This window comes from Allobosea sp. AK1 (assembly GCF_006714945.1).
Lineage (GTDB): Bacteria > Pseudomonadota > Alphaproteobacteria > Rhizobiales > Beijerinckiaceae > Allobosea > Allobosea robiniae.
Genome location: NZ_VFMG01000001.1, coordinates 5,158,619 through 5,171,791, shown reverse-complemented (window position 1 = coordinate 5,171,791; position 13,173 = coordinate 5,158,619). Strand labels below are relative to the sequence as shown.

General features: G+C 66.4%; 11 protein-coding genes. 7 read left to right on the top strand and 4 right to left on the bottom strand.

Annotated features, from left to right (window positions below; all coding sequences use genetic code 11):
- Positions 1-55 precede the first annotated feature (55 nt).
- Positions 56-520 carry a peroxiredoxin gene (locus tag FHT98_RS24675; protein WP_142115609.1) on the bottom strand — a complete coding sequence of 155 codons (465 nt, stop codon included), beginning with the start codon at positions 518-520 and terminating at the stop codon, positions 56-58.
- Positions 521-774: 254 nt separating this feature from the next.
- Here FHT98_RS24675 and FHT98_RS24670 point away from each other — a divergent pair, with 254 nt between their 5' ends.
- A complete protein-coding gene (locus FHT98_RS24670; protein WP_142115608.1) occupies positions 775-4,179 on the top strand; it encodes a hypothetical protein in 3,405 nt (1,134 codons plus the stop codon).
- A gap of 176 nt (positions 4,180-4,355) precedes the next feature.
- On the opposite strand, the gene tyrS is transcribed toward FHT98_RS24670, so the two are convergent.
- The gene (gene tyrS / locus FHT98_RS24665; protein ID WP_142115607.1) at positions 4,356-5,609 is read right to left on the bottom strand and encodes a tyrosine--tRNA ligase; all 1,254 of its coding nucleotides are present in this window, start codon (positions 5,607-5,609) and stop codon (positions 4,356-4,358) included.
- A 94-nt stretch (positions 5,610-5,703) separates the two neighbouring features.
- Entirely contained in the window at positions 5,704-5,931 is a 228-nt protein-coding gene (locus FHT98_RS24660; RefSeq protein ID WP_142115606.1) for a DUF1127 domain-containing protein, read from the bottom strand.
- A 121-nt stretch (positions 5,932-6,052) separates the two neighbouring features.
- Here FHT98_RS24660 and gcvA point away from each other — a divergent pair, with 121 nt between their 5' ends.
- The gene (gene gcvA, locus FHT98_RS24655; protein WP_142115605.1) at positions 6,053-7,003 is read left to right on the top strand and encodes a transcriptional regulator GcvA; all 951 of its coding nucleotides are present in this window, start codon (positions 6,053-6,055) and stop codon (positions 7,001-7,003) included.
- A 10-nt stretch (positions 7,004-7,013) separates the two neighbouring features.
- Here gcvA and FHT98_RS24650 read toward each other — a convergent pair whose 3' ends face one another.
- Positions 7,014-7,685 carry an alpha/beta hydrolase gene (locus FHT98_RS24650; protein ID WP_061967766.1) on the bottom strand — a complete coding sequence of 224 codons (672 nt, stop codon included), beginning with the start codon at positions 7,683-7,685 and terminating at the stop codon, positions 7,014-7,016.
- Positions 7,686-7,975: 290 nt separating this feature from the next.
- Here FHT98_RS24650 and FHT98_RS24645 point away from each other — a divergent pair, with 290 nt between their 5' ends.
- The 5 genes from FHT98_RS24645 to FHT98_RS24625 all read left to right on the top strand — a co-directional run bounded on the left by FHT98_RS24645 (position 7,976) and on the right by FHT98_RS24625 (position 13,172).
- A complete protein-coding gene (locus FHT98_RS24645) occupies positions 7,976-9,181 on the top strand; it encodes a cysteine desulfurase family protein (protein WP_113586925.1) in 1,206 nt (401 codons plus the stop codon).
- A gap of 60 nt (positions 9,182-9,241) precedes the next feature.
- On the top strand, positions 9,242-10,714 hold the full coding sequence (sufB, locus tag FHT98_RS24640; RefSeq protein WP_061967767.1) for a Fe-S cluster assembly protein SufB: 1,473 nt from the start codon (positions 9,242-9,244) through the stop codon (positions 10,712-10,714).
- A gap of 147 nt (positions 10,715-10,861) precedes the next feature.
- Positions 10,862-11,614, top strand: coding sequence for a Fe-S cluster assembly ATPase SufC (gene sufC, locus FHT98_RS24635; protein WP_061967769.1), 753 nt, complete (start codon positions 10,862-10,864; stop codon positions 11,612-11,614).
- Positions 11,614-12,963, top strand: a complete 1,350-nt coding sequence (gene sufD, locus FHT98_RS24630; protein WP_113586913.1) for a Fe-S cluster assembly protein SufD — start codon at positions 11,614-11,616, stop codon at positions 12,961-12,963. Before sufC ends, sufD begins: the two co-directional genes overlap by 1 nt.
- Positions 12,963-13,172 carry a tautomerase family protein gene (locus tag FHT98_RS24625; RefSeq protein WP_061967772.1) on the top strand — a complete coding sequence of 70 codons (210 nt, stop codon included), beginning with the start codon at positions 12,963-12,965 and terminating at the stop codon, positions 13,170-13,172. The genes sufD and FHT98_RS24625 overlap by 1 nt, the downstream gene beginning before the upstream one ends.
- Position 13,173 lies beyond the last annotated feature (1 nt).

The window sequence follows — 13,173 nt, the reverse complement described above, 5'->3', positions numbered from 1 at the left end:
ATTGTTAGGGTTAATCTTTCGCAAATCCCGGCACGCACAACGCTCCTGCGATGCTTCAAAGTTCCTGGGCCGCCGCGAGCACCTCTTCGGCGTGGCCGGCAACCTTCACCTTGCGCCAGATCCGGGCGAGGCGCCCTTCGGCATCGATCAGGAAGGTCGAGCGTTCGACCCCCATGTATTTCCGGCCATACAGGCTCTTCTCGACCCAGATGCCGTAGGCGTTCGCCAGAGCCTGCGTCTCGTCGGCGAGGAGCGGGAAGTCGAGCTCGTACTTGCGTTTGAAATTGCCGTGCTTCTTCACCGAATCGGGCGAAACGCCGATGATCTCGGTGCCGCAGGCCGCGAATTCCCGGCGTAGGCGATTGAAGGCGATGGCCTCCTCGGTGCAGGCGGGGGTGTTGTCCTTGGGGTAGGCGTAGAGCACGACCTTGCGGCCGCGCAGCGCGCTAAGGTCGATCTCGCCACCGCCGTCGCGCGGCAGCGTGAAATCCGGCGCTTTGTCGCCTTCCTGCAATGCCATGGCCGCCGCCTTCCTTTCGTCGCCTTCTCGCTGCATGGAGCGCGTGACCCGGCATGGCGGGACGGCTCGCGGCAAAAACCTGCGAATCGTCGGGTGATTCCGTTTCCGGATTGCCGAATCGCTTCGTCTGACCGCATCGACATGCATGCCGCCTTCAGGGATTGCGGCAAGGGGCGATCGGCCGCACCCTGACACGAGCCGGCGCAGGCGCCGAAGAGGACCCGCGGATTTTGGCAGACCAGGAAGCAAGGGCTGTGGCTGCGGGGCAAGGCGAAGCGCTGCCCGCGAGCGAAGCCTGCGATGTCGCGATCGTGAAGCGGCGCGCCAAGGCGGGTCTCGTCACCATCTGCGTCGCGGTCACGGTCGCCGTGCTGGTGCTGGCGGGGGCGGCGGCGACGCTCATGGTCACGGGCATCGTACCGCTGTCGGGACTGGAAGGGCGCATCACGGCTGCCATCGAGGCGCGCCTGGGACCGGACTGGAAGGTCACGGCAGCCTCGGCCGAGCTCGGGCGCATCGACGGGCATTCGCAACTGCGCGTCCGGCAGGTTTCGTTCCAGCATGTCAGCGGCGCCGTGATCCGGGCGCCGGAAGCGGTTCTCGGCTATGCGCCGCTCGCACTGCTCAGGGGCGAGATCAAGCTCGTCTCGGTCGACCTGCGCGGTGTCAATGTCCGCCTCGGCGTCACCAAGGACGGCGCCCTCGTGGTCAACGCCGATTCGGCGCCGGCCGAGACGCCGCCGCAGCCGAGCGTCCCGGATGCGGCGCAGTGGAACGCCTTCACCGGCATCATGGGAGCGATTTCGACGCTGGCGCGCGGCGACGGCATTCTCGGATCGCTCGAGGAAGCCGGCATGAACGGGGCGCGGCTCTCGCTGGTCGACCCGGAAGGGCGCCAGAAGGCCGGGCTGGAGGATGTCGAGATCAAGCTGACCCGCATCGCCGACCGCGGCACGCGGATGACGATGAAGGGGCGCACCGGCCAACGCTGGAAGGAGCTCGCCATCGACCTGTCGACCGAGGCCGACGGCACGCAGCGCGCCGATATCGACATCCTGCGCTTCGAGCCGGCGGAAGCGGTCGCGCTCGCCTTTGGAAAGGGCGGCGTTCTGGTCGAGGGCCTGCCGCTGCAGGGGCGCGCCATCTTGCGGCAGTCCCCGGACGGCAAGAAGTCGATCACCGCGCGGATCGCGGTTCGGTCCGGCACGTTGCGCTTTCCCGAAAGCCCGGTCTCGTCCTTCGCCCTGGATTCGGCCGATATCGAGATGGCGAGCGGCGCCGACCTGTCCGAGCTCAACATCGTGCGCAGCGAGATCAAGGCCGGGGCGACGCAGCTTTCGGCGACGGGCTCGCTGCGCGAGGATAATGGCGGCTGGCGCATTGCGCTGGATGCCAAGGGCCAGCTTGCCGGCGTCGACGCCGATCCGCCGGTCCAGATCGACAGCTTGAAGGCCGCCGTCAAGCTCGATCCTGCCAATAATGCCGTGACCATCGACTCCGTTTCGTTGCGCGGGCCGCTCGCCACCGTCGACATGTCGGCCATGGTTCAGCGGGTGAACGGCTCGCCATTGCAGCGCTTCGCGATCAAGGCGAGCGATTCCGATCCCCGCGCGCTGCTCGCGATCTGGCCTGCCTTCACTTCGCCCGATGTGCACGGCACGTTGCGGCGGCAGCTCGCAGCGGGCCGCATCAAGTCGCTGTCGGTCGATCTCGACCTGGCACCGGAGGATCACGCCCGCCTGCTCAGGGGCGAGGGCATGCCGGATGCCGCGCTCTCGGTGATGATCGACGCCGACCGCGTCCGCTATCTCCCCGATCCGGGTCTGCCGCCTCTGGTCGATGCGACCGTGTCCGGCCGGGTCGGTGGCAGCACCGTCCAGCTCGCCATCGGCAAGGCAACGGCCGAGCTCGGTGGTGGCCGCAAGCTCGAGTTGAGCGAGGGCAGCTTCGCCATGCCCGACTACCATGTGCACCGCGCACAGGCGCGGATCGGCTTCCGCTCGGTCGGCTCGATGGATGCGCTGGCGGCGCTCTTCGCCTTTCCGGCCTTGAAGGAGTTCAACCCCGGCAAGATCGATCCGGCGGCGATCAAGGGTACGAGCGACCTCAAGGTCGGCATCACCCTGCCGCTTGCCGATGACCTGAAGCCGGACGAGGTCGTCGTGACCGGCACCGGATCGCTCGCGAGCGTCGCTTCCGACACGCTTCTGGGAACCGAGAAGCTCGACGCCGGCAGCTTCGCCGTCAATCTCGATCGCAACGGGCTGTCGCTGCGCGGCGAGGCGCGAGTCGGCGGCGACAAGGCGCAGGTCGAGCTCAAGCAGAACGGCAAGGGGCAGGGCGAAGCGGTCCTGCAGCTCGCGCTCGATGCCGCGGCCCGGCAGCGACGCGGATTCGGCACTGACAGCGGGATTTCCGGGACATTACCGGTGAAAGTGGTCAAGTCGCTCGGCAAGGGCGCGGAGCAGCCGCCGCGCGTCGAGATCGACCTCGCCAAGGTCGCGCTCGACGGTGTCGTTCCCGGGCTGACCAAGCCGTCGGGGCGGCCTGGCAAGGTCAGTTTCGCCTATGTCGCGGATGCGGATGGCCCCGACCTGGAGGATTTCTCGCTCGAGGCGGGCTCGGCCCTGATCAAGGGGCGGATCGAGCTGAACAAGCAGAACGGGCTGGACAGTGCGAGCTTCTCCCAGTTCCGCCTGTCGCCGGGTGACAACCTGAAGGTCGATGCACGGCGGGACGGCAGCGTCGTCAAGCTGACGGTGCGGGGCGCAGTTGCCGACTTGCGCCCCTTCATCAAGGACCTGCAACGCCCGGGATCGTCAGGCAAGGGGGCGAAGTCCGGGGCCAAGGGCGGCGATTACGACGTTGATCTCGACGTGCCGATCCTGACCGGCTTCAACAGCGAGGCGATCACCAGCGGTACGCTGAAACTCGTGAAGCGCGGGGGCGATATCCGCTCCGCGAATTTCCAGGGCCGGATCGGCAAGGCCGATGTTTCCGCCCGGCAGGGCCGCCAGGGCGAGGGCGGGCAACTGGTCGTCCAGTCGGAGAACGGCGGCTCGCTGCTGCGCTTCCTCGACCTCTACAACAAGGCCCATGGCGGCGATCTCGTGCTCACGCTGGGGCCGGGCGAGAACCAGAGCGGCGACCTGCTGTTCCGCAACTTCATGGTCCGGGATGAGCCGGCGCTGCGCCGCGTCGTCGGCGCGCAGTCGTCGCGGGCCTTCGCGGGCGATAGCGCGGCCGAGCAGCGCATCGACGTCAGCGAGGTCGCCTTCACCAAGCTCAAGGCCGAATTCACCCGCTCGGCCAGCAGGCTCGACGTTTCCGACATGGTGATCTGGGGCCAGCAGGTCGGTTTCACCTTGCAGGGGCATGTCGATTATGGCCGCGACCGCGTCGATATCGGCGGGACCTTCGTGCCCGGCTATGCCTTCAACAACGCTTTCGCCCAGGTGCCCGTCGTCGGCGCGCTGCTCGGCGGCGGCAGCCAGTATGGCGGGCTCTTCGCGGTGAACTTCCGCATCTCCGGCGCCGCCAGTGCGCCGACCATGTCGATCAATCCGCTCTCGGCCCTGGCGCCCGGCATCCTGCGCCGCTTCGTCGATCCGCTGGGTGGCGCGCCGGCGCAGAAGCCGAGGCAGACGCAGCCACGCTGAGGCGCCTGTCATCGGGAAGCGCTGTCACCCCGTGCGCGGCGCAGCACGCAGTGGTGCGCCGCGCACGGGACCGCGTGACGAGAGGGCGCCTTATCCTGGGAACGGTCCCGCATCTGCGCAGCAGCACTATCGTGCCGCAGCGCGTGCGGGATGACAGGGGCGCTGCCGGCGCTCCCTTACTCCGGGCGCAGCAGGATGTGCTTCTTCTTGCCGAAGGAGAGCTTGATCACGCCTTCTGACGTCAGATCGCCGAGGCCGAGCAGCGCGCGCTCATCGGTCACGACCACGTCGTTGACGCGCAAGCCTCCGGCCTTGACCTGACGACGGGCCTCGCCGGTCGAGGGCACAAGCCCCGCCTTGACGAAGGCGGTGAGCACGCCGATGCCCGGCTCGACCTCGGCCCGCGCGATCGCGACGCTCGGCAGGTCAGCGGCAAGCCCGCCTTCCTCGAAGGTCTTGCGTGCGGTCTCGGCAGCGGCCTCGGCCGCCTCGCGGCCATGGACGATCGCCGTGATCTCGGTCGCGAGAATCTTCTTCGCCTCGTTCAATTCGGCGCCGCCGAGCGCGGCGAGCCGGGCGATCTCGTCCAGCGGAAGACGCGTGAACACCTTGAGGAAGCGGCCGACATCGGCGTCCTCGGTGTTGCGGAAATACTGCCAGAAATCATAGGGGCTGAAGACGTCGGCATTGAGCCAGACGGCGCCATTGGCGGTCTTGCCCATCTTGGCGCCGGACGAGGTCGTCAATAGCGGCGTCGTAAGGCAGTAGAGCTGCGGGCCGCCCATCCGGTGCGAGAGGTCGACGCCATTGATGATGTTGCCCCACTGGTCGGAGCCGCCCATCTGCAGGCGGCAGCCATAGCGCCGGTTGAGCTCCGTGAAGTCGTAGCCCTGCATGATCATGTAGTTGAATTCGAGGAAGGACAGTGACTGCTCGCGGTCGAGCCTGAGCTTCACCGAGTCGAAGGAGAGCATGCGGTTGACCGAGAAATGCCGGCCGACATCGCGCAGGAACTCGACATAGTTCAGCTTCAGCAGCCAGTCGGCGTTGTTGGCCATCATCGCGTCGGTCGGCCCGTCGCCATAGCGCAGGATGCGGCCGAAGACGCGCTTGATGCTCTCGATGTTGGTGGCGATCTCCTCGACGGTCAGCAGCTTGCGCTGGTCGTCGCGGAAGGAGGGGTCACCGACCATGGAGGTGCCGCCGCCCATCAGCGTGATCGGGCGGTGGCCGGTCTCTTGGAACCAGTAGAGCATCGTCAGCGAGATCAGGTTGCCGATATGAATGCTCGTCGCGGTCGCGTCATAGCCGACATAGGCCGTCTGGGTTCCCTGGCGGCACAGAGCATCGAGGCCTGCCGGATCGGAGACCTGATGGATGAGGCCGCGCTCGTCGAGAACGCGCAGGAAATCGGACTTGTAGGTGGTCATGGCGGCTTGCGATCTGCTGGATGTCGTTCCGCCGTCGTCTAGAGCATCGGGCCGAAAAGTGGAAATCGCTTTTGCGGCAAAGGCGCTCTCAACCTCATCCGGGAATGCGGCCGAGCCAGATATCGGCGGTGTCGTGCGGGTGTGGCAGCTCCACGATGTCGCGCGGGAGGCCGAGGTCGTAGAGCGCGCGGGTATCGAGCGTCGCGAGCCGGTGCTGCGTGCGTTCGGTTTTCCGATGGCGCTGCCAGAGCGTGAGCAGGCCGTGCAGAAGGGACGAGCCGCCGGATGTCTCCAGCGGCGCCGCATGGGAGGCGCAGGTCATGATGGTATCCTCTCGGAGGCGGGCGTTGCCGCCCGCTGATGTGAGGTGAATCTGGGCCAGATGCGGCGCGGCGACAAAGCGGAAGATTGCCACCTGTCATAAAGAGAGCTTATGCTTCGGCATGCCCTCGCATCCGCCGCCGCCCAAGCTTCCGCCTCTTGCCGCGGTCCGCGTCTTCGAGGCTGCGGCACGCCACCAGAACTTCACCCGCGCTGCCGAGGAACTCGGCATGACGCAGGCGGCCGTGAGCTATCAGATCAGGCTGCTGGAGGACCGGGTCGGGGCGCCGCTCTTCCTGCGTCAGCCGCGCCAGGTCGTGCTGACCGCGATAGGCCAGCGCTTGGCCGGCCCGGTCGGCAAGGCGCTTTCCGATATCGGGACGGTGTTCCGCGATATCTGCGAGGAGAACCAGACGGTCCTGACGATCTCCTCGCTGCAGACGATGGCGATCACCTGGTTGTCGCCGCGATTGGCACAGTTCCAGATGGAGAACCCGCAATTCGCGGTGCGCGTCAGGACCTCGCAGCATCTCGTCGACTTCACCACCGAGGCCGTCGACCTTGCCGTGCGCTATGGGCCGGGCTCATGGCCCGGCGTGACGGCGGAGAAGCTGTTCGATTGCCATTACGCGCCGCTCTGCTCGCCGGAACTGCGCGAGCAATTGCAATTGCGCGAGCCGGCCGACCTGCTGCGGGCGCCGCTGCTCAGTGCCGACGAGGGGGCCTGGAAGGACTGGTTCGCCGATCTCGGCCTCGACATGCCCCGGCCGGGCGGGCGGACGATGTCGCTGGAGATGCAGGCGATGAGCGTCCAGGCGGCGATGCGTGGGCATGGTGTCGCGATGGCCGTGCCGGAGCTCTTTGCCTATGACATCGCCGCCGGGCGGCTCGTCTATGCCGTCGAGCATGTCGTGCGCGACGCATGGGCCTATTGGATCGTCTATCCGACGGAGCGTCAGCGCGAGCGCAAGATCAGGCTGTTCCGCGACTGGATCCTGACGGAGGCACGGGCAGCGCAGATGACGCTGCCCGTCATGGCGTCGAGCCGGGGGCTGACCCACCCGTCTCCTTGAGCAGGCAGGCTCAGGCCTGTTCCTGCTCGCTCTTGAGGATTTCGGGGCCGACCTTGCCGTCGAGATAGACGCCGACCTGCTCCATCAGCACGTCGACCTTGCCGTCGAAGAAGTGGTTGGCGCCCTCGACGACCGTGTGCTCGATCTGGATACCCTTCTGGGTCTTCACCTTCTCGATCACCGCCATCACCTCCTTGACCGGGGCGACGCGATCCTCCGAGCCATGGACGAACAGGCCCGAGGACGGGCAGGGCGCCAGGAAGGAGAAATCGTAGCGGTTGGCCATCGCCGCGATCGAGAGGAACCCCTCGATCTCCGGGCGGCGCATCAGGAGCTGCATGCCGATCCAGGCGCCGAAGGAGACGCCGGAGATCCAGCAGCTCTTGGCCTCCGGGTTGAGCGCCTGCATCCAGTCGAGCGCGGCGGCGGCATCCGAGAGCTCACCCGCGCCATGGTCGAAATGACCCTGGCTGCGGCCGACGCCGCGGAAATTGAAGCGCAGCGCCGAGAAGCCGCGATTCACGAAGGTGTAGAACAGGTTGTAGACGATCTGGTTGTTCATCGTCCCGCCGAATTGCGGGTGCGGGTGCAGGATGATCGCGAGCGGTGCACCCCGCTTCTTGGCCGGCTGGTAGCGGCCCTCGATCCGGCCTGCCGGCCCGTTGAAGATAACCTCTGGCATCGTCTCACCGCTTCTTGCGGCAGTGCCGGCGCGGGCGGGCAGAAAGCGGGCGCATGCCTGCTCGAAACCCGGCCACCCTTGACGGCGCCACCATGCGCGCCCTAGATGAAGGGCGCTTAGAATAGTTCTAACAGCCGTGAACAAGTCGAGAACAAAACGGTGGACCGCTTCTGCGAGCCGCGTTTCGACCGTTCCGGCCGGTTCGGATGGGCGGCTATAGCACGGCGCACAGGTGCGATTTCAAGCATTTCGTATCAGTGGGCGCCGATGACGAGGATGGAGCAGGCAGGATCGTGACGGCGGGACGCGCCTATCTCGACCACAACGCCACGACCCCGGTGCGACCCGAGGTGGTGGAAGCGGTCGCGCATGCGCTGACGCTGCCGGGCAATCCGTCCTCCGTCCATGGCGAGGGACGTGCCGCGCGGGCCGCCATGGAGCGGGCGCGCGAGCAGGTCGCGAAGCTCGTCGGCGCCAAGGCCTCGAACATCGTCTTCACCAGCGGCGGCACGGAAGCGAATGTCGCGGTGCTCTCGCCCGGCCTGATGGATTGCGACGGCGGTCGCGACTGCGTGCGGACGCCCGCGACGCTTCTGCTTCACGGCGCCACCGAACATGCCTGCGTGCGCGAGGGGCATCGGTTCCCGCGCGACATGGCGGAAGAAATCCCGGTCGACGGGAACGGGCTGGTCGATCTCGCCTGGCTCGACGCGCGATTGACCCGCTTTGTTGCCGAGAATCCCGGCGCCCGCGCGCTCGTCTCGATCCATCTCGCCAATAACGAAACCGGCGTGATCCAGCCGATCGCCGAGGCGGCCGCCATCGTGCATCGCCATGGCGGCCTGCTGCATAGCGATGCCGTGCAGGCGGCGGGCAAGATCGCCATCGACATCATGTCACTCGGCGCCGATGTGCTGACGCTCTCGGCGCACAAGATTGGCGGCCCGAAGGGCATCGGCGCGATCGTCTTCCGCACCGGCGCGCTCGAACTCGCCGACAAGCCGATGCGCGGCGGCGGGCAGGAGCGCGGCTGGCGTGCCGGAACCGAAAACCTGCCGGGAATCATCGGCTTCGGCGCGGCAGCTGAGATCGCTGGCAAGGTCCTGGCCGAGGAGGCAGTGCGGATTGCCGGCCTGCGTGATCGCCTGGAGGCGGGGCTTGCAGCGCTGTCCCCGGAGACGGCGATCTTCGCTCAGCAAGCGCCGCGCCTGCCCAATACCAGCGCTTTCGCGACGCCGGGCCTCAAGGCTGAAACCGTGCTGATCAGGCTCGATCTCGCCGGGGCGGCTTTGTCCTCGGGCTCGGCCTGTTCCTCGGGCAAGGTCAAGCGCTCGCATGTGCTCGATGCGATGAAAATCGACCCGGCCATGAGCGCGGGGGCCTTGCGGGCGTCGCTCGGATGGACCACCTGCGAGGCAGATATCGATCGCTTTCTCGCGGCCTACGAAAAGCTCGTGGCCACGCAACCCGATCGGAGCGCCAAGGCTGCCGCCTGAAGCGTTCCGCAACACGAAGACCAAACCGGCGGGCCTTGAACCCGCACTGGAGACTGAGAAATGGCAGCGGTCCAGGAGACCATCGATCAGGTCAAGTCGATCGACGTGACCGAGTACAAATACGGCTTCGTCACGGAGCTGGAGGTCGACAAGCCGGCCAAGGGCCTCACCGAGGACACGGTCCGCTACATCTCGGCGCGCAAGAACGAGCCGGAATGGATGCTGGAATGGCGGCTCGACGCCTTCCGTCGCTGGAAGACCATGACCGAGCCGACCTGGTCGCGCGTCAACTATCCGCCGATCGACTACCAGGACCTCTACTACTACGCCGCGCCGAAGAAGGGCGCCTCGCCGCAATCGCTCGACGAGGTCGATCCGGCGATCCTGGAGACCTACAAGAAGCTCGGCATCCCGCTGCGCGAGCAGGAAATCCTGGCCGGCGTCGCGCCGGAGAACCGCGTTGCGGTCGATGCGGTGTTCGACTCCGTCTCGGTGGTCACGACCTTCAAGAAGGAGCTGGCGCAGGCCGGCGTGATCTTCTGCTCGATCTCCGAGGCGATCCAGGAGCATCCCGAGCTGGTGAAGAAGTATCTGGCGACGGTCGTTCCGGTGACGGACAACTATTTTGCGACGCTGAACAGCGCGGTCTTCACCGACGGCTCCTTCGTCTACATTCCCAAGGGCGTTCGCTGCCCGATGGAGCTGTCGACCTATTTCCGCATCAACGAGCAGAATACCGGCCAGTTCGAGCGCACGCTGATCATCGCCGACGAGGGCGCCTATGTCAGCTATCTCGAAGGCTGCACGGCGCCCAAGCGCGACGAGAACCAGCTCCACGCCGCGGTGGTCGAGCTGATCGCGCTCGATGATGCCGAGATCAAGTACTCGACCGTGCAGAACTGGTTCCCCGGCGATGCCGAGGGCAAGGGCGGCATCTACAACTTCGTGACCAAGCGCGGCGATTGTCGCGGCAAGAACTCGAAGATCTCGTGGACGCAGGTCGAGACCGGCTCGGCGATCACCTGGAAATATCCGTCCTGCATCCTGCGCGGCGACGGCTCGCGCGGCGAGTTCTACTCGATCGCGGTGTCGAACGGCATGCAGCAGGTCGATAGCGGCACCAAGATGCTGCATCTCGGCAAGAACACGACCTCCAAGATCATCGCCAAGGGCATCGCCGCCGGCAAGTCGGACTCGACCTATCGCGGCATCGTCTCGGCCCATCGCAAGGCGACCGGCGCGCGCAACTTCACCAACTGCGACTCGCTGCTGATCGGCGACCAGTGCGGCGCGCACACCATTCCCTATATCGAAGCCAAGACCGCGACGGCGATCTTCGAGCACGAGGCGACCACGTCGAAGATCGGCGAGGACCAGATGTTCTACTGCCAGCAGCGCGGCCTCTCCGAGGAGGAGGCGGTGGCGCTGATCGTCAACGGCTTCGTCAAGGAGGTGCTGCAGCAGCTCCCAATGGAATTCGCCGTCGAGGCGCAGAAGCTGATCACGATCTCGCTCGAAGGCTCGGTTGGATAAGGGCGGTCATCCCGTGCGCTGCGGCACGAAAGTGCTGCCGCGCAGATGCGGGACCGTCGTCAGGACCATCACTGGACAAAACGATCCCGCATCAGCGGCGCACAGCCTCGCGCAGCACCGCGCACGGGATGACACAGGAACGAAACGATGCTCGAAATTCGCAATCTGGTCGTCAAGATCGCCGACGAGGACAAGCAGATCCTCAACGGACTGAACCTCACCGTGAACGACGGCGAGGTCGCCGCCATCATGGGGCCGAACGGCTCCGGCAAGTCGACGCTGAGCTATGTCATCGCCGGCAAGGAGGACTATGAGGTCCTCGACGGCGAGATCCTGCTGAACGGCGAGAACGTGCTGGAGATGGAGGCCGATGCCCGCGCCGCCGCCGGCATCTTCCTCGCCTTCCAGTACCCGCTGGAGATCCCTGGCGTCGCCACCATGACCTTCCTGAAGGCGGCCATGAACGCTCAGCGCAAGGCGCGCGGGCAGGACGAGCTTTTGACCCCGGACTTCATCAAGCAGGTCAACGCCGCCGCCGACAAGCTCGGCATCGCCAAGGACATGCTGCGCCGCCCGCTCAATGTCGGCTTCTCCGGCGGTGAGAAGAAGCGCATGGAAATCCTTCAGATGGCGCTGCTTTCGCCGTCCATGTGCATCCTCGACGAGACCGATTCCGGCCTCGATATCGACGCGCTGCGGATCGTCGCCGAGGGCGTCAATGCGCTCCGCGACAAGAACCGCGGCTTCCTCGTCATCACCCACTATCAGCGCCTGCTGGACCATATCGTGCCGGACACCGTCCACGTCATGTCGAAGGGCAGGATCGTGAAGACCGGCGGCAAGGAGCTGGCGCTCGAGCTCGAGAAGTCGGGCTACGCGGCCTATGGGGAGGCGGCGTAATGGCCATCGTCACCCCGCTGAAGACGGCTGCCGAACAGCAGCTCGTCCAGCAATACGCGGACAGCAAGGCCGAGCTGCCGGGCGGCCCGGCCGTGCGCAAGCTGCGCGAGGATGCCTTCGCCGGCTTTGAGGCCAAAGGCCTGCCGCATCGCCGGCTCGAATCCTGGCGCTATACCGACCTGCGCACGCTGCTGCGCGAGGCGCGCCCGCTTGCCGGCGGCGCCGCCGTCACGGCGGCGGTCAAGGCTCGCCTTGCGGAGCTGAAGCTCGACGGCCTGCGCCTCGTGCTGGTCGACGGCATCTTTGCGCCCGAACTCTCCACGCTCGACGCGATCCCCGAGGGCGTCTCGGTGCAGTCGCTCGCCGAGGCGCTGGTGTCGCCGCGCGAGGACCTGACCCGTATCCTCGCCGGCCCCTCGGTCGGCAACGACGATACGGGCCTTGCGCTGAACACAGCGTTGATGCGCGACGGTGTCTTCGTCGAGATCGCCGAGGGCACCGAGTTGGAGCAGCGGATCGTGATCGTCGCGCTCGCTTCCGGCGAGGAAGAGCGTGCGGTGTTCCATCGTTCGGTCGTGCTCGCAGGCAAGGGTGCCAAGGGCACGATCGTCGAGGTCAGCGAAGCGGCGGGTTCCTCTGCGCAGCAGATCAACGGCGCGATCGTCTTCGAGACCGGTGACGAGAGCGAGATCCAGCATGTCCGCATCGTCACCCGCCAGCAGGCGGCGACGGTCGAGGTGCAGAGCCTGCTCGCGACGGTGGGCGCTCACGCGAAGTTCGATTCCTTCGCGCTGATCTGCAATGCCGGCACGGTGCGCCAGCAGCATTTCGTCCGCTATGCCGGCGAGCACACCGAGATCGGCCTGCGCGGCGTCAACCTGCTGCGTGGCTCCGAGCATTCGGACGTGACGCTGATCGTCGACCACGAGGTGCCGCACGGCACCAGCCGCGAATTGTTCAAGACGATCGCCAGCGGTGAGGCCACCGGCGTCTTCCAGGGCAAGGTCATCGTGCGCCAGCACGCGCAGAAGACCGATGGCAGCATGAAGAGCAACGCATTGCTGCTCAACGATGGCGCCTCGATGTACAACAAGCCCGAGCTGGAGATCTTCGCCGACGACGTGGTCTGCGGCCATGGCGCGACGGTCGCGCAGATCGACGGCGACCAGCTCTTCTACCTGATGGCGCGCGGCCTGCCGCGGCCGCAAGCCGAGGCGCTGGTGCTGCAGGCCTTCGCCGGCGAGGCGGTCGAGTTCATCACTGATGAGGATGTGCGCGATCTCGTGATGACCGAGGTCGAAACGTGGCTCAAGGCCCGCGAGGCCGCTTCCGAGGTGAGTACCGTCTGATGCCCTATATCAACGTCCAGATCACCAAGGGCGCGACCCGCGCGCAGAAGGCCGAGATCGTCAAGACCTTCACCGAAACGCTGGTGCGGGTGCTCGGCAAGGACCCGCAGAACACCCATATCGTGATCCAGGAGATCGAGCGCGAGGATTGGGGCCATGGCGGCGTGCTGGTCGCCGACAAGGCCCCGGCCTCGCCCGGAAAGGCCTGAG